General features: G+C 58.1%; 22 protein-coding genes and 1 other RNA gene. 8 read left to right on the forward strand and 15 right to left on the reverse strand.

Annotated elements, in window-relative coordinates:
• Positions 1 to 122 precede the first annotated feature (122 nt).
• Positions 123 to 2264, reverse strand: coding sequence for a terminase gpA endonuclease subunit (locus NA78x_RS12425; RefSeq protein ID WP_425618771.1), 2142 nt, complete (start codon positions 2262 to 2264; stop codon positions 123 to 125).
• 183 nt (positions 2265 to 2447) lie between these two features.
• Here NA78x_RS12425 and NA78x_RS12430 point away from each other — a divergent pair, with 183 nt between their 5' ends.
• The 4 genes from NA78x_RS12430 (at position 2448) to NA78x_RS12445 (ending at position 3707) form a co-directional block, all read left to right on the forward strand.
• Positions 2448 to 2690 carry a hypothetical protein gene (locus tag NA78x_RS12430; protein ID WP_425618772.1) on the forward strand — a complete coding sequence of 81 codons (243 nt, stop codon included), beginning with the start codon at positions 2448 to 2450 and terminating at the stop codon, positions 2688 to 2690.
• Positions 2690 to 2757: hammerhead ribozyme type II (locus NA78x_RS12435), an RNA gene on the forward strand. The genes NA78x_RS12430 and NA78x_RS12435 overlap by 1 nt, the downstream gene beginning before the upstream one ends.
• Before the next feature lie 23 nt (positions 2758 to 2780).
• Entirely contained in the window at positions 2781 to 3266 is a 486-nt protein-coding gene (locus NA78x_RS12440; RefSeq protein ID WP_425618773.1) for a winged helix-turn-helix domain-containing protein, read from the forward strand.
• Positions 3267 to 3485: 219 nt separating this feature from the next.
• Positions 3486 to 3707 carry a hypothetical protein gene (locus NA78x_RS12445; protein ID WP_425618774.1) on the forward strand — a complete coding sequence of 74 codons (222 nt, stop codon included), beginning with the start codon at positions 3486 to 3488 and terminating at the stop codon, positions 3705 to 3707.
• A gap of 110 nt (positions 3708 to 3817) precedes the next feature.
• On the opposite strand, the gene NA78x_RS12450 is transcribed toward NA78x_RS12445, so the two are convergent.
• The gene (locus tag NA78x_RS12450; RefSeq protein ID WP_425618775.1) at positions 3818 to 4618 is read right to left on the reverse strand and encodes a hypothetical protein; all 801 of its coding nucleotides are present in this window, start codon (positions 4616 to 4618) and stop codon (positions 3818 to 3820) included.
• A 215-nt stretch (positions 4619 to 4833) separates the two neighbouring features.
• A complete protein-coding gene (locus NA78x_RS12455; protein ID WP_425618776.1) occupies positions 4834 to 5244 on the reverse strand; it encodes a hypothetical protein in 411 nt (136 codons plus the stop codon).
• A gap of 52 nt (positions 5245 to 5296) precedes the next feature.
• Here NA78x_RS12455 and NA78x_RS12460 point away from each other — a divergent pair, with 52 nt between their 5' ends.
• Complete coding sequence (locus NA78x_RS12460; protein ID WP_425618777.1) at positions 5297 to 5512, forward strand: hypothetical protein; 216 nt, start codon at positions 5297 to 5299, stop codon at positions 5510 to 5512.
• Between the two features lie 478 nt (positions 5513 to 5990).
• Here the strand turns inward: NA78x_RS12460 and NA78x_RS12465 are convergent, their stop codons facing one another.
• Positions 5991 to 7538, reverse strand: coding sequence for an AAA family ATPase (locus NA78x_RS12465; RefSeq protein ID WP_425618778.1), 1548 nt, complete (start codon positions 7536 to 7538; stop codon positions 5991 to 5993).
• 621 nt (positions 7539 to 8159) lie between these two features.
• Between NA78x_RS12465 and NA78x_RS12470 the strand changes: the two genes are divergently transcribed.
• Positions 8160 to 9641 carry a recombinase family protein gene (locus tag NA78x_RS12470; RefSeq protein WP_425618779.1) on the forward strand — a complete coding sequence of 494 codons (1482 nt, stop codon included), beginning with the start codon at positions 8160 to 8162 and terminating at the stop codon, positions 9639 to 9641.
• Positions 9642 to 9723: 82 nt separating this feature from the next.
• Here the strand turns inward: NA78x_RS12470 and NA78x_RS12475 are convergent, their stop codons facing one another.
• The 4 genes from NA78x_RS12475 to NA78x_RS12490 form a co-directional block, all read right to left on the reverse strand.
• On the reverse strand, positions 9724 to 9978 hold the full coding sequence (locus NA78x_RS12475) for a hypothetical protein (RefSeq protein ID WP_425618780.1): 255 nt from the start codon (positions 9976 to 9978) through the stop codon (positions 9724 to 9726).
• A gap of 72 nt (positions 9979 to 10050) precedes the next feature.
• The gene (locus tag NA78x_RS12480; protein ID WP_425618781.1) at positions 10051 to 11751 is read right to left on the reverse strand and encodes a serine/threonine-protein kinase; all 1701 of its coding nucleotides are present in this window, start codon (positions 11749 to 11751) and stop codon (positions 10051 to 10053) included.
• Positions 11752 to 11766: 15 nt separating this feature from the next.
• Positions 11767 to 12411, reverse strand: a complete 645-nt coding sequence (locus NA78x_RS12485; RefSeq protein ID WP_425618782.1) for a sigma-70 family RNA polymerase sigma factor — start codon at positions 12409 to 12411, stop codon at positions 11767 to 11769.
• 70 nt (positions 12412 to 12481) lie between these two features.
• Positions 12482 to 13012, reverse strand: a complete 531-nt coding sequence (locus tag NA78x_RS12490; RefSeq protein ID WP_425618783.1) for a hypothetical protein — start codon at positions 13010 to 13012, stop codon at positions 12482 to 12484.
• Between the two features lie 524 nt (positions 13013 to 13536).
• Here NA78x_RS12490 and NA78x_RS12495 point away from each other — a divergent pair.
• Both NA78x_RS12495 and NA78x_RS12500 read left to right on the forward strand, forming a co-directional pair.
• Positions 13537 to 14022 (forward strand): RNA polymerase sigma factor, encoded by a 486-nt coding sequence (locus tag NA78x_RS12495; RefSeq protein WP_425618784.1) that lies wholly within the window; start codon positions 13537 to 13539, stop codon positions 14020 to 14022.
• Between the two features lie 93 nt (positions 14023 to 14115).
• Positions 14116 to 17565 carry a hypothetical protein gene (locus tag NA78x_RS12500; protein ID WP_425618785.1) on the forward strand — a complete coding sequence of 1150 codons (3450 nt, stop codon included), beginning with the start codon at positions 14116 to 14118 and terminating at the stop codon, positions 17563 to 17565.
• 6 nt (positions 17566 to 17571) lie between these two features.
• On the opposite strand, the gene NA78x_RS12505 is transcribed toward NA78x_RS12500, so the two are convergent.
• From NA78x_RS12505 to pepF, 7 genes are all read right to left on the reverse strand, one after another.
• Complete coding sequence (locus NA78x_RS12505; protein WP_425618786.1) at positions 17572 to 19008, reverse strand: DUF1501 domain-containing protein; 1437 nt, start codon at positions 19006 to 19008, stop codon at positions 17572 to 17574.
• Between the two features lie 12 nt (positions 19009 to 19020).
• Positions 19021 to 21999, reverse strand: coding sequence for a DUF1553 domain-containing protein (locus NA78x_RS12510; RefSeq protein WP_425618787.1), 2979 nt, complete (start codon positions 21997 to 21999; stop codon positions 19021 to 19023).
• Positions 22000 to 22108: 109 nt separating this feature from the next.
• Positions 22109 to 22681, reverse strand: coding sequence for a DUF1802 family protein (locus tag NA78x_RS12515; protein ID WP_425618788.1), 573 nt, complete (start codon positions 22679 to 22681; stop codon positions 22109 to 22111).
• A complete protein-coding gene (locus NA78x_RS12520; protein WP_425618789.1) occupies positions 22678 to 23415 on the reverse strand; it encodes a Uma2 family endonuclease in 738 nt (245 codons plus the stop codon). The genes NA78x_RS12515 and NA78x_RS12520 overlap by 4 nt, the downstream gene beginning before the upstream one ends.
• A gap of 113 nt (positions 23416 to 23528) precedes the next feature.
• Positions 23529 to 23792, reverse strand: a complete 264-nt coding sequence (locus NA78x_RS12525) for a DUF6959 family protein (protein WP_425618790.1) — start codon at positions 23790 to 23792, stop codon at positions 23529 to 23531.
• Positions 23793 to 23869: 77 nt separating this feature from the next.
• A complete protein-coding gene (locus NA78x_RS12530; RefSeq protein WP_425618791.1) occupies positions 23870 to 24205 on the reverse strand; it encodes a hypothetical protein in 336 nt (111 codons plus the stop codon).
• Between the two features lie 62 nt (positions 24206 to 24267).
• The gene (pepF, locus tag NA78x_RS12535) at positions 24268 to 26070 is read right to left on the reverse strand and encodes an oligoendopeptidase F (protein WP_425618792.1); all 1803 of its coding nucleotides are present in this window, start codon (positions 26068 to 26070) and stop codon (positions 24268 to 24270) included.
• Between the last annotated feature and the right edge of the window lie 52 nt (positions 26071 to 26122).

Consider the following 26122-nt stretch of genomic DNA (forward strand, 5'->3'; position numbering starts at 1 on the left):
ACACTGGACTGGTTCACCGCAATTCGAACAATAGGCAATGTATTCATTTCATCCCTTCGTCTCGACTGTGCGTCGGTCCGACACACCGAAATTGCGAACTGCATGCGACTCGACGAGCCGATTCACCAACGATTCCGCCGCTCAGCTGGCGGATCATAGTAGGCAGCAGGTGTGTAAGGTTCGACAGGTGCCGATGGAGTCGCAACTGGCGCAAGTACCGAAATCCGACGCATCGAGCGAGCACAGATTGCCTGATACGTCGCATCGAAGTAGTGATTCGGCTTCGGTGACTTCCACCAGCCAGTCCGAGCGCCGCCGAAACCAGGCTTGTGCCGCGTCTCCCAAGTCTCGGACAGAAGATGCTTCGAATAGTTGAGATGTCCGGTAACGTTGCGGCGGCCGTCGACCCGCGCTGGATTGAATAATGTCAACGCACCCGGTTGACCGGCGTCTAACAGTAAACCTTCATGCACCTTCAGCTTCCAGTGATCGGCGTTCGTCATCACCAATGGGATCCCGCCCCGGAAGACCACGTGCCAGTTGTCACCGATCAAAATGTGCTGTGAATCGAGCGGCCGTCGGTAGTTCGGCTCGCCCTTGGAAGGGATGAACGAATGGAACCCGACTTGCGCACAGAAATGCTGCACCGGCTGAATGTTCCACGATTCTTCCTTCCAGCCTTGGTCGATCAGTGTGAGATCAGCGATTAGCTTCTCGCCGGTCGGGGTGGTGTAGGGGATCTCTTCCTGGGCAGCGTGCCAGGCGAACAGACCTTCCAAGATCAGCAGTTCGCAGTCCGCCGCTTTCCGCCCTTCGGTGAGGAACGGGAAGAAGTCATAGTCGATGATCGAGCCGGCACCGTGCTCATTCCAGGCGATCGCCACCCAGTGCAGACCTAGCTTTTGCACATCGCCGCCCACGGTGATGCAAATGGTTTCATCTGGTGCCTCGCGCTTCTCCAGACCGCCCAGGCAGTTGTTCTGGATGTGGTAAGGAGTGAGCAAGATCCTCTGCGTCGATTCATCGGCTGGTGGATCGTTGTCGTATTCGGTTGCCACCGCATCAGCACCCAAGCGTGCAACTTCCGAATAGTAGAACTCGAGCGCCGAGGCCTCGGCCGGGGTGTGACGGTTAGGATTCGCCACGCTGGCGCCGGCATCCATCAACTCACGGTTTGCCAGGTACAGTTCATGAGCCTTGTTCGTGCCGTTCACCCAGTCGGCCTGCTTAAGGGCAACGAACTCCTGCCATAGATCAGCTCGGTCGGGCTTCTTCACCAGGAAGCGAAATCGTTTCGGCTTCCAGCTCGGCTTCTGATCGCGATCGGTGTACTTGTAGGAGACGCAGGTGCGATTCTGAATGGTGGTCAGCATGACCCGCGCGAGTCGCCGCTGCTGCGAACCGAGTCCGGCGATCGCTCGATCGATGCGATCTTCAAGCTTGGCAGCCTGCTCAGGGCTCCGAGCCGTTTCTTCGGTATCTGGATCGTCGATGCAGGCGACGTCGACGCGGCGGCCTTTCTTCTTCACACCGCGGATGGCGGCATCGAGACCCCGCGTGGCAATGATCGCTCCGGCCGAGGGTGAACCGGGAACCTTCGGCAGGTAGATTTCCTGGCCACACCAGGAGAAGCGGCTGGATGTGGGTAAGTACTGCTCCCCGTTGTCAGGGCGGTTGCCGGTCACCAGCTGAAAGTGGGCGCGCTGAGGAGTGTTTTCCAGGGCGCGGACCGGCACACAGACTTCCGGATAATCGGCACACAGCCGATCGTTGTTCTCGATTTCCAGCTTGATCGATTCCAGCGAATCCTGGGCGGCGCTACCCGTGGCCGCGAAGAGGACGGCGAAGCGAATGAGTCCCTGCAGCGTGTACTTGAGCAGCATCCGTTCGAAGTACGTGGTCTTTCCTTCGCCACGGCTGGCTGCGATCGACTGATCACCGCCGTGCAGAATGGCGTTGCGAATCGCTGCGATCATTTCCTTCTGCTGATCGGTGAAGTCATACCAGAAGGGATTCTCCGAGCCGCTCTCGATCGCAAAGTACCAGCGCAACCAGGCTTCATCGTCGGCCTCGAGCCGCGTGCGTCGCTCCGGATCGGCACAGGCGGGGACAACGACCGTTTTGCTGGAGGCGCTCCGTTCGCGCTTGCGGCGAATATCGCGGTCACGTTCCGCGACGTTGCCCACGCCCGGGACGGATTCCACCTGCTGCAGCAGGTGCCGCAGCTTCTTGGCCTTGTTGCGTAGTTCGGGAATCTTCTCCACAGCTAGTTCATCCGTTGTTGGGGCGTGCGAATCGGAACGATTTCGGTCGACCTAAATCTCGGCGCGAGAAAACCTGCTGAATTCCGGCTGAGATTCGGCCTGCTTGGCTTGAGCTGTTGGCCGGCGCATGGCTGATGTGTGTCTGTCGAATGACAACTTCCCAACCACAACAGGAAACGACAGATGAGCGCAGACCGAATGAGCGGCGCGGTGGATCAAGCCGCTTTTGAGAAAGTGATTCGCGACAACCTTTCGCCGGAAGGAGTCGCAGCCCTGGTGATGGCACTGCAACCGGCGGGTTCCTTTCCCGCCAGCACACCGGAAGGCGAGCAGGCTTTGCAGCAGGTGCTGTGGTTCCGCCACACGCTGCTCGACATGATCGGAGTCGAGACCTTCAACCGGCAGATGGATGAGCTGGGGTTCTAAGCCGAAACGCAGGTTCCGCCTGCGTCGCTCGGCGGTGGTTCGCCGGGCCTGAGGATGGCAGCCAATCCATTGCGAACCGGGAGAACGATCATGTCTAAGAAGACCAGCACGAAGCAACCTGCCTTGAAGACCGCCAAGGCCAAACCCGCGAAGAAGGCCAAGGGCAAAGCAGCAGCGGCAAAGCCCGAAGCGGCCGAAACGAAGCCCGCTGGTAGCTGCCCGATGGGTGGTGACCACGAATGGACCGAAGAAGGCACCGAACGGTTCTGCGCGAAGTGCAAAGAGCCCGAGGTTGCGAAAGGCAAGCGGGCGAAGAAGGCCAAGACCACGAAGCCCGCAACCGACAAGAAGATGTCGGCCCTCGACGCCGCCGCCAAGCTGCTCGGCGAGACCAAGGAGCCGATGAACACGAAGACGATGATAGAAACCATCGCGGCGAAGGGCTACTGGTCGAGCCCCGGTGGTAAGACGCCGCACGCTACGCTCTACAGCGCGATCCTGCGGGAGATCAACACCAAGGGCCACGAAGCCCGGTTCAAGAAGACGGACCGGGGGAACTTCGCGTTCAACGGGTAACGCACCCCAGCAGACTTGGCCCCACGACGCCCCACGTTCGCCACGCTGGGGCGTTTTGCGTTTCCTGGCCAAGGAGGCGGACCATCGCAGACCTACGCCACGTTGGGCCACGGGTTGGGCCGGCGAAAAGCTGCTGGATTCCGGGGGCCGGCTATTGAACTTCGCAGCGATTGCTGGCTTATGGGTGTTATCGCAACCGCCTACGCCCGGAGCTTCACGATGACCACTTTCTACGTCGCCACCCGCGCTCAATATGTCTTGGTCGAAGCGGCCGACGAAACTGAAGCAAGTAAGCTTGGGCAAGCCGCCCTGCAGGCGATGTACGCGGCACGCTTGGGCAAACAGGTGACGATCAATATCTGCACCATCCGGCCCGCGACCGCCGACGAGATTCAGCTGCAGCGCTGGCACAACCAGATGGTTGCTGCGGAAGGCGAGTAACCTCGCCTGAGTGCTGCTGCATCGATCCCGGCCCAAATGCTCGCACGCGAGCGTGGTCTGCGAACTCGCAAGCCCAAGCTGCCATTGTCGACTTAGTTGATGCGGAGCCATCATCGCGATGTCTCCTCACCAAATCGCACTAGCCGATACCCGCAACTGCGAATCACCAGGAGAGTCGCGCTGACATACGTAGCAACCACCAGGATCAACGATGGCCAGACTGCCCAGCGCCAGCTTGGTCCACCAAAGTAGTAGGGAAATATAAGGCCGACTGCCGCCAGTCCGACAAATGCCGTGGGCAGACGTACCCCCACCCTCCCTGGGCCCAGGCTACCCCATACCAACAGTCCGACAGCCAAAGACGCAATCAGCGAAATGGCGGCCACGATGAGAACTAACCCGGCTCCCTCTCCGACTGTTTCGCGAAGAAAACGCCCGAGTGCCAGCACAACTGCAATGGTCACCGTCAAACCAATCATCGTTTTCAGAGTAAATTGCAGATCATTGCTGATGGGCATTGTCGGCCAATGTTCTCGCTGCTGAATTGTGGCGAACCAAACACGGCAAAGTACGCAAGCAATGGCAACTACCGAGATTGGAACTGCGATCAACACTCCGAGCTCGCTCAGTGGCTGATGGGAAAACGGCGCGAGGGAAATGCAGAAGACCCAGGCCACTCCAAGACATGCCCAAATGGCTCGTTTCCACCATTTGGCTTTTGCAAACCCGAGCAGGATGCCGGTGAGCAACATTTGGCTGCAAACGAACCCAAGGTAGGCGACCTCAATTCCGATGGGCCATTTCGAATCGCGATAGTAGATCGCGACGCCTGCCATCGTTAAGCCGAGAAGAATGTGGCTACTAACCAGCAGACTGACGCGGACGTTCGTTCTATTTGCGTGGGTGATCATTGGCACAACTTATCAAACGGCTCTTAGCGCATCAGTTTCAACTTGCGGGAGTGGCCTGAACTCGCGCGTCGAGATCGTACGCTGATCTTTGATCCGATTTCGAATGTTCATTTTGAGATGCTCGCGTTGATCGCCGCGGCGTGCCCGGTTTCATGAAGAGAAAGCGCACGCGCAGCTGTAGCTGTAGCTGTTGACGTGCGCCAGAAAACCCGGCGCTAGAGAAACGGAGACTGGTCTCCGTGTGTGATGAATCCTAGGCGAAGAGCATCAAAAATGTCAAGCGACTGAATGTGCCGGCGCATCGCTTTGAAGCGGGCAATTACTGGCCGAAGGTCGCCACGCGTCTTCGGCTGAGGAACGAGTTCCACCGACCCGTACTCCGGCCACGGGCTCTCGAATATCCAGCCGTCATCGGTACGAACGAGTACTGCTCCGAACTGAGGATCTTCATCATCGAGTGAGACAATCACACCGTTGGTGATGTGCACCAAATGCCCTTCCGACCGTAGCCAGGAATCGTCAAGCGGCACCTCGTCGTCTGGCCGTTGGATTGTGAACGGCACACGGAGTCGCGCCAGAAATCCAGCCTGATTGGATTCGCGAGCGACTGAATCATTCGGAGCCATCGCGCGTGCCCTCGCTCGCACTACCTGAATTGGGTGGGCAAGGAAATGTGACTTGCCCATCTATGACGCGCCAGTTCCAACGGCGTTTCTTGCGATCCCGAAAGAAGACAACCGTCGCGCCATTGATGCCGACGGTCTCCTCGCGGAGGTGCCGGCTGAAAGGCATGGGCATCGGTTTTGGGGTATCTTCAGCCATGGTGTGCTTGCTTCAGTCTGTGATGCGAATGTGCGCGTAATCAACTCCGGGTTAACAACCGGAATGACATAAACTGCTGATGTTCATGGCTTTATCGGGATCGCACGTGCGCCGCGCGGGAGTATGTCTATGGTGGCCGAGGTGGGGGTGGGAAACCTGACCGTGAAGTCGCCAGGAAGTACCTAGATACCCCGGGGGTAGGCCTGCCGGCCGTCAACGCACCGTGTGGCCCACGTGCGGGCCAGTGCGCGAGTCGCGTGCTTGTTCCCGGTCATTCGTGCAACGCCCGTGTCGCAATCGTGTCCGGCGTGTTGGCAAACCGTTCCGCAAGTTGCAAACGTCACCTTGCTCGGATTTGGTTTGATGAACTTCTGCCGACCAAGCCAACTGGCGTTCACAACGGGACCTTCTTGAGTCGTGAACTTGCAGTTCACCTGCTTGAAACTTGCTCGGATATAAATCACGCACACACCCCCAACCCAATACTGCGAGATACCTCTCGCTTTGTATTGGGGGGTGTGGGGGGTGCGCGCGTTATATATAACTCCCCTCATTCAGCGGACTCCGAAACCATTCCCAATGTTGTCTGCGGACGATTAGCAAACGCCTTCTGCCGACGATCACTGCCCTGCCAAAGGAAGGCTAGGCGAGAGTCCGTGGCAGACTTGAGCAAAGCGCCCGCCCTTCGTTCTGACAGTCCGGCTTTGACGGCCGCGGAGATGATGGTCGCTTGCGACTGTGGCTGCGAGGTAACGAAATCGCTGGCAAACTGCTGGGCGTTCCATGAAGGTTCTAGTAGCGCCTCAGGGTGCGGCGTCTTGCTCTTCCGTGGCTTATCCGGAGCAAGCAGCGTGGGGTCGAGCTCTGGAGCCCGGAAGAACACAGGCCATTCAAACTTAACCGTGAACGGTTCCATCTTTGGAAACGAACGTAATGCGGCCGCTACGACAAAGGCGGACTCTTCCTCATGAGCTCGCAGGACAAGGTGACAGTCCGCCGCTCGCGATTGTGCACCCGCTCCGGCGCCGGTGTCAGTTACGCTTTTGTTGCTTTGACTACCCTTACTGGTATGCCGCACGCAAACGATTGCGCAGCCAAGATGCGCGGCGGCAGAGTCGATGAGGTTGTACAATTCGGTCGTGTGAGCATTGCTGTTTTCGTCGAATCCTTTGGGTGCAAATCGATAGAGACTGTCGAGAATAACTGCTTTGTAGGATCCAGGCGTAGTCCGCTTCAGTCGCTCCACCACACCGTGAATATCGGTCAGGCGACCTCGGTAGCACTCGACGTCTAGTCGTTCGGCGAAGGTCGATTCATCGAGCCGCAGTGTCCCAGCGATCTGGCGAATGCGATGCACCAACGTTGGCTCATGGAGTTCGTTGTCGAGCAGCAGCACTTTTCCCTGCGAAATGGGAAACCCAAGCCATTCGACACCAGCACAGATCGAGAGGGCCAAGCCGTGAACAAACCAGGTCTTTCCAACCTTGCTATCGCTGACAATGTTGATGGTTTCGCCTTCGCGGACGATGCCCTCGATTACTACATGTCGCAACATCTGGTTGGTGTCTTTGCATGCCATTTGTGCAAAACTCCCGATTCGTGCGGTCGCACGTTCGCGCGAGGTAACAAACAGTCTCAAGTGCGAGTCGATGTCTTGAAGCGACGAACCGTCGATTGTCATGTGCTGGGTTGTGACGGCGTGCTCATGACGTTGCCGCAACTCAAATTTCTCAGTCACCAAATCTGAATAGTGCGAAAGATGCGCTATCGATTGCACTTCGTTTGCGAGTCGTGACAAGTACGCGGTGCTGATGGCTTCGTCTGTGTGGTGCTTCAGCCTCGCCTCGAACAGCACTGGATCTTCCGGCATCGACTCCCGAAGCATTTCTAAACCTGTGGCATAGCAGGCCCGGCAGGCAAGATCGGCGAAGTGGAATGCCTTCAGCCCGTTCTGGACGATTGCCAAGAGGGAGTGCCGCAAGATCGCAATTCCTGCGACCTGCCTTTCCGCTCGTGCGTCATACAACGCAGCAAAACCGTTCGCCGCCGAGTACCTCGCCAGATTACGACCGTTTGCAATACTAGGCTTCACGGTCACCTCGGTGACTGACTGGGGCGTTAGGCGTATTCTTTCCGCTATTCATTCCCATAGGGGAAAGAATCGAGTTTGATCCAATTGCCGCCGGGAAAAACTCGCGTACTGTCCACTTTCCGAAGCGACCAGCTCGCGGCATGACAGGTTCCCGCTACTATCTGGAAATCCTACGAACCAATCGAGTTCCGGGAATACGGACAAAGAAAAGTCAGATGCGCGCATATGCGCAGGACGATTATGGACATGCGCGCATATGTGTTTTGCCTGCGCGGGTAGGTGTCCACAGACATGTCCATAATCGGCGCCGACAATTTCCTTCGAAGAGCATTCCGGGATCCAGGCCGTTTCCCGTTCCGCTCGCGGGGAGAATTCTTCTGTGGCGCTCTTTCGAGAACTAGCTGGACTTTCGGGCACAACCGGGCATCATGGTCACGAGCCCGGTCCAGATGGAGCACGGCCGCTGTCAACTCAGTGGCTGTCGGACGAACGCATCAGCGAAGCTCGTCGGGTGTGGTCTAAGGCCTATGGCCGAGTGATCAGTGATGACGAGGCGGTTGAAATACTCATGAACGTCCGCCGGCTCGCTGAAATCCTATTGCATGCCGAAGAGGAGAAGCGACGAACATGAATGTTGTTGTTTGGGCACGTGTTTCTTCCCGTGAGCAAAAGGAAGGTTATTCGCTCGATGCTCAGTTGCGAGTAAACCGTGAACGGGCGAGCGCCAATGGCTGGCACGTCACCCGCGAGTTCGTGGTGGCGGAATCTGCCAAGCGAGGAGCTGAACGCCTCGTTTTCAACCAAATGTTCGCCTGGGTCAAAGCAAACGCCAAACGGGAGAAAATCAAGGCGATCCTTAGCCATAAGCTCGACCGCGTGTGCCGCAACATGCGAGACGCTGTCCGCCTTCAGGAACTCGAAGACAGCTGCGGTGTCCAATTGGCGTTCGTCGATAACCAGTTCGGCCCCGGTGCCGCCGGAGCGTTGTCGTTCAACGTGATGGCCGCGGTTGCCCAGTACTACAGCGACAATTTGCGTTCGGAAGTGATCAAAGGAATCGACGAGAAGGTACGTCAAGGCTGGCCCAGTGGTCCGGCACCCTTTGGATATGTCAATGTGGAAGACCCGGATGAGCCAGTCCAGCCACACCCCGAAAAGTCCCTAACCCTCGTGCGCTTATTCAATCTGTACGCGACAGGCGGGCACACTTTTAAGTCGCTCGGTGAAGCGTTAGAGCGCGAAGGACATGTCTTCCAACGCTCTCAGCCGCGTTTTCAGCGAACCGGATTGTCTCACATCCTGAGCAACCGCTTCTACGTTGGCGAATTGCACAGAAACGGGAACGTCTTTGAGGGCAAGTATCAACGACTGATCGACCGCTCCACCTTCGACGCCTGCCAAGATGTCTTAAATGGCCGGAATCGTCGTACCGGTTCTCCTGAGCACCCTCTGGCAGGCGGTTTGTTGCGGTGCGCGTACTGTGGCCAGTCCATTACCGGAGAGCGTATTCGTCGGAAACTGGCTGGGGGAGGGATCCGCGAACACGTCTACTACCGCTGCGCGAACAATCATCCGGGCCCGGATCATCCCACCGTTCGCTGGAAGTCGGATGCGCTCGAACAGGCCATCACTGAAGATTTGGCAAAGATGCGATTCGCTCCCGCACTTGCGAGTTGGTTTCGCAGCCTGCTTGGTGAAGCCATCAAGGATTTGACCGTAGACCGGAAGCGGAGCACGATATCGCTGGCAAAGCGGAGGAGTGAGTTGGCGGCGATGCAGGACCGCCTGCTCAATGCCTATCTCGCGGGCTCGATCGACGAGGCCATCTACAAATCCAAAACGAACGAACTCAAGGCGCAACAGGCGCAAGTGGACGAGTCTCTGGCCACGGTTGGCGGTGCAGACTGCATTCGCGGTGAGGTTGCCTTGGCGATTTACGACTTCACCCAAAACGCCAGCGAGCGTTGGCGCGGTTCAAACAACTTGATTCGTCGCGAGATCTTGGATTTGGTGTGTTTGAACCGCACACTTAGCGACGTAAACCTAGTCACCACAAAGAGAAAGCCCTTCGACGTTTTCGCCGAAGGGCTTGATTCCGATCAAAGTTGACCTCCATGGATTTGAACCATGACTAAATGATCCAGAATCATTCGTGCTACCGTTACACCAGAGGTCAAGGTGAGCTTTAAAGTTACGCTGTGCCGAGAGTTGGGTCAAGGGCGGTTGGAACAGTACAGCGTAGTAGGTCGAGCGCTTGTGCTCGCACCAGCGACATCGTCTCGCTCATTTCGACAAGTCCAGCAAGCTCTTCACGCTGTGTGGGAGACAATTTGCCATCGTTATTTAGATCCATCAGAGTCTGCAGGTGTGCGTCTGTTACCGGCGGAAAACGAAATTGACTCAGTGTTTCGACAAACTCGCGGGGAGTGGGAATGATTGCGTTCATGTTCGTACTCGGTGATTGCTCAACTACCCGTATCTTAGCTGTTCCGCTTGGCCTCGTCGGCCAGCCTTGTCCTCAACTACTCCCCTCCGCTATCGCTCCCTTCCGAATCGCCGCCAGCAGCGCTCGCAGGCGTTGGCGATAGTACTTCATGCCGGGAAAGAAGAAGCAAGCTGCGGCGACCGCACCGAAGATAAAGTGAGCGTACTCAGGAAATTGGGCCATCAACGCGGCGGTGGCGAACAGCGCGATCGCCTGCACATAGAAGGCCCCAGTGAGCATGCCCGCTTTGATGAGAAAGGCCATGCCGTTGATGATGCCCAGCATCGGCGAAAGCTCAAGGACATCGAGCCCCAGTTTGTATTCGAGCGGAAAGAGTAGCGCGATGCTGATCATGCTGCCGGCCCAGATATGCGCAATCTGCCGTTCCACAAACGTCACGGGCCCCATTCGCCGGCGTAAGGCCCAGAAGACCGCAGCCCAAGTTCCCAGCCCGGCTGTCCACAACAGGAAGTAGTGCCAGCGATTTGTATCGCCCGATAATTCCAGCACGTTCGTCAGGCAGCAAACTAAAAAGAGCACCAGGCTGTGCCACATCCACAGCAGGCCCCAGTTTTCGAGAACTTGCGCGTGATGCGTTTCGCGCATCCAACCGGCGAGCACCTGGGCGAATCGTCCGCTGCGGGCGCTGATGCTTTCGTCGTTCAGGTAGGCATCAAGATCGCGCGCGAGTGCCGCGGCCGAGGCATAGCGCAGGTCAGTCGGCTTTTGCAAACAGCGCAGGCAGATCATTTCCAAGTCGCGGTCGGCGTGCTGATTGAGCATTCGCGGCGGCACGGGATCTTGCTCGAGCACCATCAGCACGGTTTCGACCGGCGACGCACCTTGAAACGGCGGCCGACCGGTGAGCATGTGATACAGCACCACTCCTAGGCTATACACATCGCTGGTCGGGCCCACTTGTCCGCGATTGCCGGCAGCCTGTTCGGGAGCCATGTATGCGGGCGTGCCGAGAATCGCGCCGGTCTTGGTTAAGCTGGCATCGTCGGTGATCTGCTTCGCCAGGCCGAAGTCGGTGACGTGCGGCATTCCCTGTTCATCGAGCAGAATGTTCGACGGCTTCAGGTCTCGATGCAGCACGCCCTTCTCATGGGCAAAATGAATGGCCCGGGCCACCGCGACGAGCAACTTTGCTGCCTCGCGCGGATGCATGGGCCCTTCGCTCAGTCGCTGGGCGAGCGTGGTGCCGCGGATGAACTTCATGCTGAAGTACGGACGGCCTTCGATCTCGCCCACTTCATACACCGGCACAATGCCCGGATGATCCAGCTTGGCGGCGGCCTGAGCTTCAGCCTGAAACCGTTCGCGTTCTGCCTGACGCGCGAGTTGACCGCGCAAGATCATCTTGATCGCCACTTCGCGATGCAGACTCTCTTGCCGCGCGCGAAACACAACTCCCATCCCGCCGCGACCAAGCTCTTCCAGCAGTTCGTAATCGCCTAGCTGGCTGGGCAACTCCAACGAACCGTTCGATGAATCCTGTCTGCTCGGTGCGATCGTTTCGGCAATCGACGAACTCTTGCCCGCCACCTGGGCGACGATCACGGCGCCCCATAACTCGCGCAGGTCCGCTGCAAACTTGGGATGCTCCCGACATTGCCCTTCGAGATCGATTTGCTCGCCCTGCTGCGCGCGGTCTGCCAGATTCGCGATGAGCATGGCCAGTTGCTCTTCGTGCTCATTCGCTGCGATGTCTTGGGGCGAAGGTTGGATCATGCCGTTGCGAGCAAACTACTCGGCCCCTTCATCGATGACGGAAGCTGGGTCGTTGAGCAACACTTTCAATCGCTTAATCGCCCGCAAATATCGCATGCTCGCCGCAGGTTCGCTCAAACTCAAAGCTTGGGCAATCTCTTGATTCGATAACTGCTCGAAATGCCGCATGATGATGATCTCGCAGTCTTGATCGGGCAGCCTGGTGATCGCTGCTTCGACTGCCTTCACCATTTCCGCCTGCGTTGCGGCGGCGGCGGGTGTCATTTGCGGATCGCACAACTGGGCGACCAGTTGCATCGTCGAGTGATCGTCGGCACCGGCTACCAGCATCGGCTGCTCGCGATCGACGCTCCGCTTGGCCGAACCTCGGTGCCTCCGATGGGCATCGATGATTCGGTCCTGGGCAATCTGCCGCAGCCACAGGTGAAATGGCATGATCGGATTGCTGATGTAATCCTGCAGCCGGCGATTCGCCTCGACGAGCACATCCTGCACGACGTCGCTCACGTCGACTCGCCGCTGCACCTTATGGTCGAGCCGCATCTGCACCATGCGACGGAGCGAGTCGCGATGGCGGTCCATCAAACGGTTCACCGCATCGGCATCTCCCTGTTGGGCACCGGCGAGTAGATCTTGCGTTGGTTCTGGTTGTGGCCACATGGGGATCATTATCGCCTGCCGGACGATTAGGGGGGAGTGGGAAGTTCGGAGATCGGGAGTCGGGAGTTAGCTACTCCCTCCTCAAACGCCACCGCCCCTGCGGCGGTGGTTCATTGGCTTTTGCACTAGCCAGCCGATCCAGCAAACCTTGAACAGGCCCTTGATAACCAGTTTTGATAACTTTTCGCGCGAACTTTTTCACGGCAATCACAGGCGATAAGTGGTTCGCCTTCAATGCGTTGCGACGCTCAAAGTCGTTATCAACGGCGGTCAGCTGATAACCAGTTTGATAGCCGCTCAACACCGTTTGAACAGGGCAGCATCGGCGGTTTAAGCGATGCGTTTCCTTCGAGGGCCGAGCGGCCACTTCTGTGAACAGTCCTGATCGAATCTGCAACTCGCCTGAACACCCCCATTCCAGACGGTTGGGTGATAACTTTTTGAGCGATTCGAATCGCAGTAATCGCGCACAATAAGTTGAATACTGGAAATGCTTTGCGATTCCAGACGCATCGGAATCACTGGCTTTCCTGATAACCGTTTGATAACCATTCTGCACCGCCTGAACAGGTCTGCGCAGAGGTCGTAAGTCGTTGGTCATTGTTCGTCCCCTCTCAATCGAAATTGCTATGGCCCGCCGCTTCCAACCTGCCTCAGAACAGCCAGCAAACAGATGGCGTATTGTTGCGTATTTGGTGCGTAACTGCGTACTGAATAGTAACGATGTCGTTGACTAGTTAGGTCACGCGTCCGACGATATTTTCCAAAAACTTCTGGTCAGCCCTCGATTGCTACTTGCCCCTCCTTGCGCTAACCCGCCAGCCCGACCTCGCCCCCGACATCTGAATCCTGACCCCTGACTTCCGAACCCCGGCCCCCAAATCCCGACTCCCCCACTCCGCGTTCCGCAATCCGAACTCCGCACCTCCCCCAGCCCCCAAATCCTTACTACCAGAGAACTTCCCTCCCATCCCCTGCCCCGTTTCTGCTAAAAAACGAGTGGGCACAAATCAAAACGTGCTGGCGCGTCGTCTATTTCTACAAGGCATGAGTGTGGCATCCCCCTCCCGCAAAGCTGTGTGCAGCGATACTGCGGTCCAGCCGGCTACGCGCCCGGTAAGACCGTTGGAGGACGCGTTTGCGCTCCACCAATCGGAATTGCTCGGCACGCTGTTTTACCTGGTGGGGAATCTGGAGGATGCGCGCGATGCCCTGCAAGAAGCGTTTCTCAAGTGTTGGAAGCATCAGGACCAGGTAGCCGAGGTTCAAAATCTCAAAGCCTGGATCTTTCGGATTGCGCTCAACACCGGACGCGACCTGCGCGAAACCGCTTGGCGACGAAAACGCCAGGGCTTGCCCGAGGATGAGAATTCTCTGGCGGGACACGAACAACGGCCGGACGAAATTGTGGAACACGACGAACGACTGCATCGGCTGCGCACCGCGATGCAGACGTTGCGCGACGAAGAAAAAGAAGTCTTTCTGCTACGGCAGAATGGCGACCTTACGTACGAAGAAATCGCCGAGACCCTGGGAATTCCCTCGGGCACGGTGAAGACGCGCATGAGGCTCGCCCTGACAAGATTGCGAGAAGTGCTGGCCGAGGGATGACGCCAGACGAATGATGGAATGAGCGCAACAGGAATTTGCAGCTAAGTGCAGGACCCAGGACGGGTGAGGCACTCAGCAGGAATGTCAGGCACGATGAATACCAACGACGAACTGAAGCAGCAACTTTGGGACATGGCCTACGGCCTGCTCGATCCCGACGTCGAAGCCGCGCTGCGAACCCAAATCAAATCGGATCCCGCTGTTGCCCGGCTCTATGCCGAAGTGCGCTTGCAGGCAGATCTGGTCGCGTCGGCAGCGCGTGTACACGATTCGCCGCTCCACATCTCCACGGGTCCAACTTCCGTCACCAAAGAAGAACGTCGCCCGCGCAATCGTCCCGGTTCCAAAACTTATTCTCATTCGTCCACGCACCAACCAACCTCCCGGAACAACTCGGCAACCAACTGGCTCGCCGTGGCCGGTACGACCGCGCTCCTCTTGTTGCTGGGCTATGCCCTGTATCAACCGAGCTTGCTTTCGCCCGTGGCCATGAACACGGGGGCCGAGCAACCCGCTTTGCAGCCTGAAGCTTTCTTTACCAAGGTGCAAACCACCGCACCGTTGACCGAAGGTTTGACCGGCAATATCGAAATCGAAACGCGCGATCAGCAAGACAATCCGCGGCCAGCGGAACTCGATGTGCGTCTGGTCGATGCGGCTGGGCACGAAGTTTTCAGCCGCAAAGTAAACACCACCGCCGCTGGTCACAGTACGGTCGAGTTACCCGGCGCTGGTTTGAAGAAAGGAGTTCGCCTTCAGATCTCGCCCGTCACTGCGGCCGCCACCAGCGAAGCAGAAAGTTCGGGCTCTCTCTCGACCGAGTTGCCACTGGCCGCCGAACCGAATCGCACCTTCATGCTGATGGAAAAGCCGTTTGCTCAGCCTGGCGAGCAAGTGGGCTTCGTCCAGCTGCGCGTGGGTCAGTTCTCGAAAGAGACACAGGCCCCCGCTGGCGCTGACCTGAAGATCGAGAAAAAACTCAGCGACGGCAGCGCCGATTCGCAGTGGACGACCGACCCAGCGACGGGTGTCGTGCAGGGACGGTTCAAACAGTCCGAGCGGGCGATCGATGGCTTGGCCATGCGCCGCCGCGAAGTTGCGCCGCTCAAAGAAATGGCCAAAGCTCAGGTTGCTGAAGGTGGTGGCTTGGCCAAAGGGATGGCCGATGGCAACACTGAAAAGCAGCAGGACCTTGATCGTGGTTCGTTGTTACCAGGCGGTGACGCCGGCGGCAATTTGTTAGCCGGTAATGCGGCTGCGCGAGGCGCGCCCGCTCCAACGGACCCCGCCCAGCAAGGTGCGGGCGAGCGAGTCCGCAAAGCTGGCGAAGTGGAGCGAAAGGCCAGCCGGATGATGGCCCCTGCTCCGCTCGCCGCACCAGCTGGCCCGGGTGGCGCGAGCGAATTGGAACGTGCCAAAACTGATAGTCCTCAGCCCCAAGCGTTTGGTGGTGCAGCACCGGGGTTAGCTCCGCCGGCTCCAGCGCCGTCGATGAGGCCTGGTATTGCACCCGCCGCAACGCCCGCGCCCGAACAGGCTCCGCCTCCGCCCGCTCCAGCTGAGCTTCAAATTGCTCCCGCTGCGCCAGCGCCGCTGCAGCGTGCCAACCGAGGTGAACCAAAGCAGAGCGAACCAGAACTGGCGGAACCAAAGCCGGCTGAACCAAAGGCTGCTGCCACGGCTGACATCGAGTTACGCGATGCCCGCTCAATGGTGCGTACCAAGCCGTTCTCGGCAACGCCTGCAGATCCCAACAAGCCGGCGGAAGGTGCAATTGCCAATGACCGCGTCGATGGTCAGCTGGGCGCAGCGATGCAGGCCAAAATGAAGTCCGCTGGGACCGCCGTTGGTTCTGAAGATAAGTTCGCCGAGGCAAAGCCCGCGATCGCGGCAGTTTTGAATGACACCAGCAACGATTTGCAAATTCCCGAGCAACTGGCGGCTGAGTCGTTGATTGTAGTGGCTCGCCAAGGGAATGCCGTGGTAGCTCGTCAGGAATTGACGGCTCGCCAACTGGCCGAGCGACGAGCGGTGGATTTGCCGCCCGAGGTGGAAGGTCTGGTCAGCTTGGAATTTTATCGCCAGACGGATGCTACGACCCCCATTCTGCGCAAAGAAGTTCAGCGCCCATCGGCTCGTGGGCTGCAGATTGTCGTCGAAGGTTTAAAGGACGGCTATGTCCCCGGCGAACGTGTGCAATTGAAGTTTCGAGTAACCGATGAGGAAGGGCGTGCTGCTCCCGCGTCGCTCGGTGTGCGCGTGTGGGAAGAAACGGCCGTGCAGCAGATTCAAGAACCGCTGCTGCTCGCCGATTCGTTTGCTCGTGGCGAGTTTGCTAAGGGAGAAGTGTCGACCGAATCAATGGCTGAGAATCATTTAGCCTTTGGTGCCAACCTGCAACAGAACAGAGCACTCGAACAGCGGCAACTGGCGGCTCCCCTGGCCGCAAATGCCGGTGGAGCGACGGGCGAAAAGGCTGCTGCGAGTATTCCGCCTGCCGATGCCTTGAGTCACCAGCCCTTCGACGCTCAGCAATTCGCCGTGGATTCTGTTCCCGCGACGATAGTACTCGCTGATAATCGCGCCGAAGTTATCGATGGTTTGCGTCACAAGGTCGTTGTCGAAAATGTTGTGGCAGGCCAACATTCCCCTCGGTTTGAAACGATTGGCAAAGTGCTCGCCTACTCGGGCGGCGCGATGTTGGTGCTGCTGGGCCTGCTGTTTGCCTTGCGTCGGCCAGTTCGCCCGCTCGTGTGGGTGCCAGCTATCTCTGTTTCGCTCCTCACGCTGGTGATTGGGCTCACGCGTTTTGTCCCCTCGGATGCTTCACCCGCTGGCGTGCAGATTGCCCAGGTGGAACCCTTTGCAGAAACTCAGATGGCTCGTGACGAAGTAGCTTCGCCCCCAGCAGTCGAGACCTTCGAGCTGAAGGATGCTGTCGAAGGCGAGTTGCTGAAGCGCACCGCCATCGCTCCCGCACCGGAGGCACCACTCGAAGCAGCGACGAACGGGGCCGTTCCCGCCCCGGGCACACCCGGTGGCTATGCTGGCGGTGGTCTGGGGGGCAGCCTTCCGCCCAGTGCTCCAGCCGCCATGGCGCCACCCGCGCCGCTGTTAGCTCCTCAAGTATTGAAAGATGACGTGCGCCGCGGCAATCAAGAGAAGATGGCCGAGGCTCGGTTACAGAATGGTGAGCAACAGGGTGGTCGTGGGCAGCTCGCACAAGCGGATGCCGCCGACCAGCCATCAGCCGGAATTCGGGCGTTCTCTGCACCCATGGCCAAGGCAGCCAACGCACCGTTGGCTGCTGCCTCGCCCATCGATGGCCGCGCGCTGGCTGGTCAACCAGCCGACGAAACCAGCTTGCCCAGTTCGCTCTTCTGGCGGCCTCTCTCGGCGACCGAGCCCGACGGCACGGTGACTATTGAGTTCACCATGCCCGCCGTTGCTTCCGAGTACCGCCTGCTGATCGACGCGATCGGCGCTGGTCGTCTCGGCGGTGAACAACGTCTGCTGATCTGCCGTGAAGCCGCGCCGAAGTAATCGCGGTCAGGCGAGAATGCCTTTCACCACGTGCCCATGCACATTGGTCAGGCGGCGCTGAATGCCGTTGTGATAAAACGTCAGCCGTTCGTGATTGATGCCTAGCAGATGCAGCACCGTGGCATGAAAGTCATGCCAGGCAACGGGGTTTTCAACGGCTTTCCAGCCGATGTCGTCGGTGTTGCCATACGCGATTCCTGGCTTCAATCCAGCACCGGCGGCCCAGATGGAAAACCCATACTGGTTATGGTCGCGACCTTTACCGAGTTCGCCGGAACCAGCCTGTGTGAACGGCGTGCGACCGAACTCTGTTGTGAATAGCAACAAGGTATCTTCCAGCAAACCTCGCTGGCGCAGATCACGTACCAGAGCAGCCACCGGTTGATCAATGCGAATCGCTTCGGCCGTGTGATTGGCTTTGGTATCTTCGTGGCCATCCCAATTGATGCGAGGTGAACCGAACGAGCCGCCGGAGAACAACTGCACGAAGCGCACGCCCTGTTCGATCAATCGCCGGGCCAGCAAACAGCTGCGGCCAAAGTCGCGAGTCTCTTCGCGTTCGAGACCGTACTCGCTTTTAGTCGTCGCCGTCTCTTGCGACAGGTCTGTCACGCGCGGTACTGCCAGTTGCATCTTGGCGGCCATCTCATAGGCGCGCATGCGAGCCAGCAATTCATCGCTATCGCCGCGCTCGGCGCGATTGGTGCGGTTCAGCAGCGCGTGCAGTTCGCGACTGTCTCGTTCGACGTCAGCGGAGATCTCGCGCGCCGGAAACAGGTCGTTGATCACCGGCCCCTTGCTCTGAAACATCACGCCTTGATGCTGGGCCGGCAAAAAGCCTTGCGTCCAGTTGCTTGTTCCTCCGGAGGGGAGTCCGCGCACATCGGGAAGCACGAGATACGTCGGCAGTTCATCGGTTTCGCAGCCCAGGCCGTACGAAAGCCATGAACCGAGCGTGGGAAAGCCATTTAGGCGGAAGCCGCTATTTTCGTGTAAAGTCGCCGGCGTATGGCTCGAAGATTCAGCGACCATCGAGCGAACGACGGTCAGCTCATCGGCCACGCTCGCAATGTGCGGAAAGAGTTCCGAAATCCACAGCCCGCTTTGACCTCGCTGCTTGAACTCAAAGTCGTTCTGCCGGATCAGGCCGACCTTGCCAAAGAAGACATCCGGCTTTTCGCTGCCGCCCAGTGGCTGCCCGTGATACTTCGCCAACTGAGGCTTGTAATCGAAGGTATCGAGTTGGCTGTATGCCCCGCACAAGCAAATGTGAATGACCCGTTTGGCCTTTGCCCCATGATGGGGCGGCGGATCGCTGGCCTGCCCGGGAATCTTATCCGCGCGGGCCGTGTTACTTTCCGACAGCAACGCCGCCAGCGCCGTTGCGCCGATTCCCTGCGCGGCGAAAGAGAGAAAATCTCGGCGAGTGTTAGCTTCTGGCATTCGTGTGTAGCCTTAATCCACATACAAAAACGCGTTCGAATTCAGCAGTACACGGCAAAAGGCACTCAGGCCGTGCTTCTCAACGAATTTCACGCTCGCCTGCTTCTGCTCATACGTGGCGGGCGAACCAGTAGCGAGAAAAAACGCGAGTGACACCTGCGCATCAACTTGATTGCCCGCTTCCCGCGGCAGTCGCTCGGCAAAGGCATCGGCCATACGCAACGTGAAGGAGTGATTGAGCAGCGACAGAGCTTGCAGCGGAGTCGTTGTACTGCCACGCGTGGGCGCTGTCGTTGAAGGATCCGGGCAATCGAACGTATCCAGCAGCGGATTCTTGCCGCCGCGGGCCCACATGCGATAGATGCTCCGCCGTTCGAACTCTGGGCCCACAAAATCTTGGGCGACATAGAACTGCGTACCGCTGCGATTCACCGGTAAGAAGTCTTTGAAGCTGGGCCCACCAGCCGTGCTGTTCAACTTGCCGGAGACCATCAGCATGGCATCGCGGACCGCTTCGGCTTCTAACCGGCGCGGCGAGTATCGCCAGAGGAGCCGATTGTTGCCATCGATTTTCATCGCATCGGCCCGTGGCAACGATGCCTGCCGATAGGCCCGGCTGGTGACAATCAGCTTGTGCAGCTCCTTCAAGCTCCAGCCGCGTGTGACAAACTCGCTGGCGAGATAGTCGAGCAACTCGGGGTGTGAAGGCTGGCCGCCGTTGTATCCCAAGTCGTTGGGAGTCGAAATTAGGCCCTGGCCAAAGTGGTACTGCCACACACGATTGACCATCGTCCGCGCAAAGAGCGGATTCTGCTCACTGGCGATCCACTCCGCCAACTTCCTGCGGCGTTCAGCTTCAGGTGCATTAGCAGCGAGCCCGAAGTCGGCCGTCTGCGTCGACACGCTGTGAATGCCGCTCGGTTTGACCGCCGGTCCCTTCTGCTGCGGATTGCCGCGCAGCAGCAGATGTGAAATTTCAGGCTGGACCGGTGTAATTGCAAACGTCTTGCGATCGCGTAAGACATCCAGCTTGGCTTTGATCTCCGCGATCTGCTTTTTCAGTCGATTCCGCTGATCTTGCTGCGTCGGCGTCAATTCAGCGACCAGTTCCTCTTCACTGACATACGTTGAAGCGACACCGGCGGCGATGGCCACTTCTCGCGCAGTGAGCGCCCGGTTGTAAAGAGCCGCGCGATCGATGCTCGCCGCCAAGTGTTTGCTTCCGCCTGCCGGACTGTGCCGCAAGCCAAACAGCACCTGCGAATCATCGGCTTCGAACATGGTCGAGGCCAGCGATTTGTATTCGGTGCCGTAAGGCTTGCCATTGCGATACGCCCGGATGAGCCCTTCCGATTCATAGACAATCGCGAAGTGAACAAACTCCTTTTCGCCGGCTGTCTCTGCCTCGCCATTGAAGGGCGTCGTCCGCTGAAAAAAGTTGCTGCCGGCGAGCCATTGCCCGGGATCGCGTTCGCCGAAGACAATCGCATCGAACACACTGCCGTCGAGCTTTTGCAAGGTCATCGCTGCACCACCCCGCTGCTTCAAACCATTCAGGCAAACAAGCACTTCCAGCGTCTTCGCCCGTATTCGCTTCGGCAGCGGAGCGGTCGAAGCATAGTCATCCTTGCCGTCGAGGACGAGCAGACCGTTTTCGATCTTCGCGCCGCCATGCAACTCGCCGTGGAGCGAACCGCGCGAGTCCTTGGCGTCGCCGTCGAATTCCCAAGCAGCGGTGGGCGTGGGAGCCTTTTCGGCGTTCTCCGGCGATGCTCGTTCCGCCAGGATCGCAGTGCGGACCTTCTCTTCGAGCGATTGTAAGGCGTGTTCCAGTGATTTCTGTTTCTCGACCAAGTCACTAGGAATGCTCGCGGGGGGCAAGGCACGTTCGCCGCGGCGAACTCCGGCCAGCGCTGATGCCAGGCTGTAGTAGTCCGTGGCGCGAATGGGATCGAACTTGTGATCGTGGCATCGCGCGCAGTGGACCGTGAGCCCGAGGAACGATTGCCCAACGAGTCCGACGATGTCTTCAAGTTCGTCCTGCCGCATGATCTGTCGCATTGGATCGCCCGCCGGCAGCAGCCCGTCGAAGGCGCCGGTGACGAGAAACCCGGTGGCAACGATCGCGCCCTGATCGGCCGGGTAGAGCACATCGCCGGCAATCTGCTGCTTAGCGAATTGATCGTAGGGAAGATCGCGATTCAGTGAGTCGATGACCCAGTCGCGATATCGCCAGGCATTCGGTCGCATCCGGTCGAACTCAAAGCCGTCGCTCTCGCCAAAATGAGCTACGTCGAGCCAATGCCGCGCCCAGCGCTCGCCGTAGTGGGGCGACGCGAGCAGTCGCTGCACGAGTTGCTCGTAAGCGGTTTTGCGCTTGTCGTTGACAAATGCCTCGATCTCGGCCGGCGTTGGTGGCAGTCCAGTGAGATCGAAAGTTAAGCGGCGAATGAGCACGCAGCGATCGGCGGCTGGCGAATAGTCGAGTTGATGGGCTTTGAGCTTGGTCAGCAAGAACGCATCGATGGGATTTGCTTCCTGCGTGTCATGAGGCTTTACCTTCTTCACCGGTTGCAGCGACCACCAGTCGTAACCGGCTCGTGCGGAGGAACTGTAGCGGAACGGATCGATGGGGTCGGTGCCCCATTTGGCGCCAGCCTCGATCCAAGCCTGTAGCAGTTTGCGTTCGCTCTCCGGCAGTGGCTTTTTGGGTGGCATATCACCGGCTGCGACTCGCTGCCAGATTTCGCTCTTATCAAGATTACTGGAAACAATGCCCGAGCCTGATTCGCCCCCCTTGGTTGCCCGCTGGAAGGTCGACAAATCGAGTCCGCCTTTGGGCTCGGCGCCGCTGTGGCAATCGAGACAACGACCGGCGAGCAACGGCGCAATTTCGCGATCAAAATCGGGTGCATCGGCCGCGCGCGTTGCCACTGGACTCATCCAACCGAGCGCGCAACAAGCAGCGATGAGAAACCAAGCTCGCAACATCAGCGATCCTTGCAGGGAGGTGGCTGCCGAGGCGATTCAAACTTCGGTCTCAGCGTGCCGTCACTATAAACCGCCGCGCGAGCAGGAACCAGCAATCTGCTAACTGCAGCTAACTTTCGAGCCTCGCGCGAATCGCCTGTTGAACCGCTGCGAACTCGTCGTTGGAAATTGCCGGCGCCAATTTGCCGCTGGACAATGCTGCCGGCAGTTCGACCCACGACTTGCAACCGGCCATCTCGGCAGTCTCTGCTACGTGAATCGTAAACTCGCTGCGAAACACTCGCAGCACGAAGAGAAACAGGCCCGCCTTGCGATAGGCAAACCGCTGACGCACGACCTCATCGCGCCAGCCGTGTAGGCCACTGAGAGCGAGTGCCTGTTTGAGCGAGGTCAGGTAATGCACCTCTTCCACGACTGCGACTGAACGCAAGACAAGCTCGCCGCTTGCTGTTCGCAATTCAGAGGTCTCAATCAAGAGCGATGCTGCGTCACTCGTCAACTGCTCGGCCGTTTGATGAAACTGCGTGGGATAGAGCCAGAAGCGATCATGCTCCGCGCGAAACCCCCCTGCCCCTTCGGCGATCCCACCTTTACGCAGCAGAATGGTCTGCTTGCCCGTTTCCAATGCGCGGCAGATGACGGCCCATTCCTTTAACGCGATGGAGCAAGCAGAATCGGTCATGATTGCGATGCACTGCCGGTAGATTTGTCATTGCCGCTACCAGTCGGGGCGAGGCCAGCGACGCGCTTTTCAAGTGCCGCAAAAAGATCACCTAGGACAAATTGAAATCCGGGGAGCACATCGCGACCTTCAATGGTATCGGCGGGTTTCGCAAGAATCGGATCGGTCGGTTGAAGATAAACCTCCGCGATCTGCTTGCGGATATCGAAAACCCACACGAGCCGGCAGCCATGCTGGAAATACTCTTTGATCTTGCGGCTGATTTCGCGCCGCGTGTTGGACTTTGACAGCACTTCGATACATAGATCGGGCGCGCCCGGAGCAAACGTGAGATCACCCTTCGCCAGCGCAAGACGTTCCCTGGTCATGAAGCTAACGTCCGGCGCGAGAATGAGTTTCGGCAAAAACTCGCAGTAGCCTTGTTCACCGGCACAAGCGCCCAACGGATTACTATCTAGGTAGTTGTTGATCCACTGAATCAGAAGCGATGCCAGAACTGACTCGGTGTATCCCATGGCCTTCATCACCAGTGTGCCGTCAACCAATTCGCAACCAAGACTCGTTTTGTCGATATAGCGGAGCAGATCGTCCGCCGTCGCGGTTCCCAGAGGCGGCTGAGAGAGAATTCTCTCCAGGGGCACGTCGCCCAGTTGATAGACCAACTGCGCGAGTGTCTCAACCGGTGGCAGGGACCAATCGGGAGTATGCGGCGTGGTTAATTCAGCAGTGGACATGTTCTGCGTCCTAAAGGCGAGAGCCAAGCTTCACAGTGTCATTATAGCCTCATCCGGATTGATTGCCGAATCCAGGGCCAGGGGATGCGATCATTTGTGAGGAATGCTCAGCGTTAAGGAATATCTATTCCATGCTCCCGAAGTACAGCCTGGTAATGACTCAAGCGGTCGGCGATACTCGCTTCCAGGTCAGCGATGCACTCTTGCAGTTCGATGTTGTCGTGGCCCTGCGCCAGTCGGGCAATTCCTCGAATTTCGTGCAGGACTATGCGCAAGGAGTCGCCCTGAATGACGCAGCCTGGATAGCTACGTCCGGGCATTCTGACGATGCCGTAGTTTGACGCTTCGGAATACACTTCAAGTTGTTTGCGTTCCATTCCGTCATTCTATCCGGATATAAGAGAGCCCTGCCCAGTGCGACGGAGGAAACTGGTGCCTTGCATGGCGTACTTACTTAAAAATTGCCGCCCCTGCGGTTGGGGCCAATGCCTCGCTCGCATCGCCAACTCTCCGTGACGTACGACTGGAAAAATTCGTCAAATTCGTCTTCAGTCTCAAACGAGAATCCGCGGTTGTCGATGTTGTCGAGCAGTTCGGTCCAGACTTCGATGGATCCACTTTCGCGATGGGTGACCTGCGAAACCTTCCAGGAGAAGTAGTCGCCATTCTTCGCGTTGCTGAATTTCACAAACTCGCCCACGCGCGGGACTGTTTGCATCTCGATCATCTTGGTGAGATGTGCCCAGCGAGTTTTGCTTGCCAGCCAGATGCTGAATTCAACTGTGATCATTCAGCACCTTGCTGCGACACGAATATCGCAAGTGGTTATCCCATAAGAATACTCGCGATCAACTACAGCAACTCGTCCAGTTCCTTCACCAGGCTGTTGAAATGCGCGAGCGTGGTATCGACTGCTTCGGGTTTTTCCATGTCGACGCCCGCGTCGCGGAGCAGGTCGAGCGGGTCTTTTGAGCAGCCTCCCTTGAGGAACGTGAGATAGCTGGCGAGTTCCGCGGGACCGCCGTTGAGCACCTTGCGGCTGAGCGCGATCGCAGCGCTGAGGCCAGTGGCGTACTTGTAGACGTAGAACGCTCGGTAGAAGTGCGGAATGCGGAAGCATTCGAGCGACAGATCTTCGTCGATGGCGAAGTTCGGGCCAAAGTAAGCGTCGAGCAGATCGCGGTAAGCTGAACGCATCGATTGCACGGTGAGCGGTTCGCCCGCTTCGGCCATGGCGTGGGTGATCTTTTCGAACTCGGCGAACATCGTCTGGCGGATGACAGTGCCGCGAATGTCATCGATTTCGCGATTGATCAGGTAAGCTCGTTGCCGCTTGTCTTTGGCTTGCTTGATGAGGTGATGGCTCAGCAGCATCTCGTTGAACGTGCTGGCCACTTCGGCGACGAAGATCACGTAGCCGTAGTACTGATAAGGCTGATGCTTGGCCGAGTGCCAGGTATGCATCGAGTGCCCCGCTTCGTGCGTGAGCGTGAAGACGTCGTTGAACACGTCTTCCTTGTAGTTCATCAGAATGTACGGATAGCCCGTATAGTTGCCGCTGCTGAACGCGCCGCTGTTCTTGCCCTGGTTTGGGTAGCGATCGCACCAACGGCCGAGCAAGCCTTCTTCCAGCACGCTGCAGTACTCGCTCCCCAGCGGCTGCAGCGATTCCATCACCAGCTTCACCGCCTGGTTCCAGGTTCGCTTTACTTCTAGGTCGCTGAGGATCGGCACGTAAGTGTCGTAGTGATGAATGTCCTTCAGCTTCATCTTGCGTCGCCGCACGTCGTAGTACTGATGCACGGCGGGCAGGTTCTTGCGCACCGCGGCAATCAGATTGTCGTAGACTGCTGTTGGGACATTGTCAGGAAACAACGCTCCTTCGCGAGCACTCGTGAAGCCGCGCACCTTGGAATAGTAGACGTCCTTTTGAATCGAGCCATTGAGCGTGGCGGCAAGCGTGTTCTCGTGTCCTTTGAACTGCTCGTAGTATTGATGAAAGGCTGTTTTGCGAACCTTACGATCGGGCGAAACGAGCAGTTTCATGAACGTCGAGTTCGAGAGCTCGACTTGCTGCCCCTTCTCGTCCTTCACGTTGCCGAACTTCAAGTCGGAATCGAGCAATTGACGGAATGCCTGGTTCGCCGCGCCGGCCATCTCGCCCTGCATGGCCACAATCTCTTCTTCGCGAGGTGAAAGCGTGTGTGGCTTGTAGCGAATGATCCGTTCGAGAACGAGCTTCCACGCCTTGAGCTCTTTCGATGCCAGGTACTCTTGTAGCTTCGCTTCCGGCAGCGCGAGCAATTCCGGCCGAAAGTATGACGCCGCTTGCGAGGCCTTGGTGGCCAGATTCTGAAACTTGGCGACCATCGACTGCGCAGCGTTGTTCGTTTGGTCTTCGGTAACACGCAGGTGCGCATAGCCACCCACGTTTTCGGCCAGCTTATCGAAGTCAGCGTCGAACTTCAGAAAGGCCAGCACCGTCTTGGCACCATCCCCCAGCTTGCCCCGAAACTTGTCGAAGCCCGAGATCAGCTTTTCGAGCTTCTTGAACTGCTGTTCCCAGTCCTGTTCACTGGCACAGAGTGTGGAAAGGTCCCAGGTGTCGGCAGTTTTGACATCGGACCGCTTGGGAAGGCGAAGAACTTTGTTCATGGCTGATCGCGCACAGAGTTGGAAACGAATAAACGAAAAGATCGGTGCTTCT

The sequence above is a fragment of the Anatilimnocola aquadivae genome (assembly GCF_049819085.1).
GTDB lineage: Bacteria > Planctomycetota > Planctomycetia > Pirellulales > Pirellulaceae > Anatilimnocola.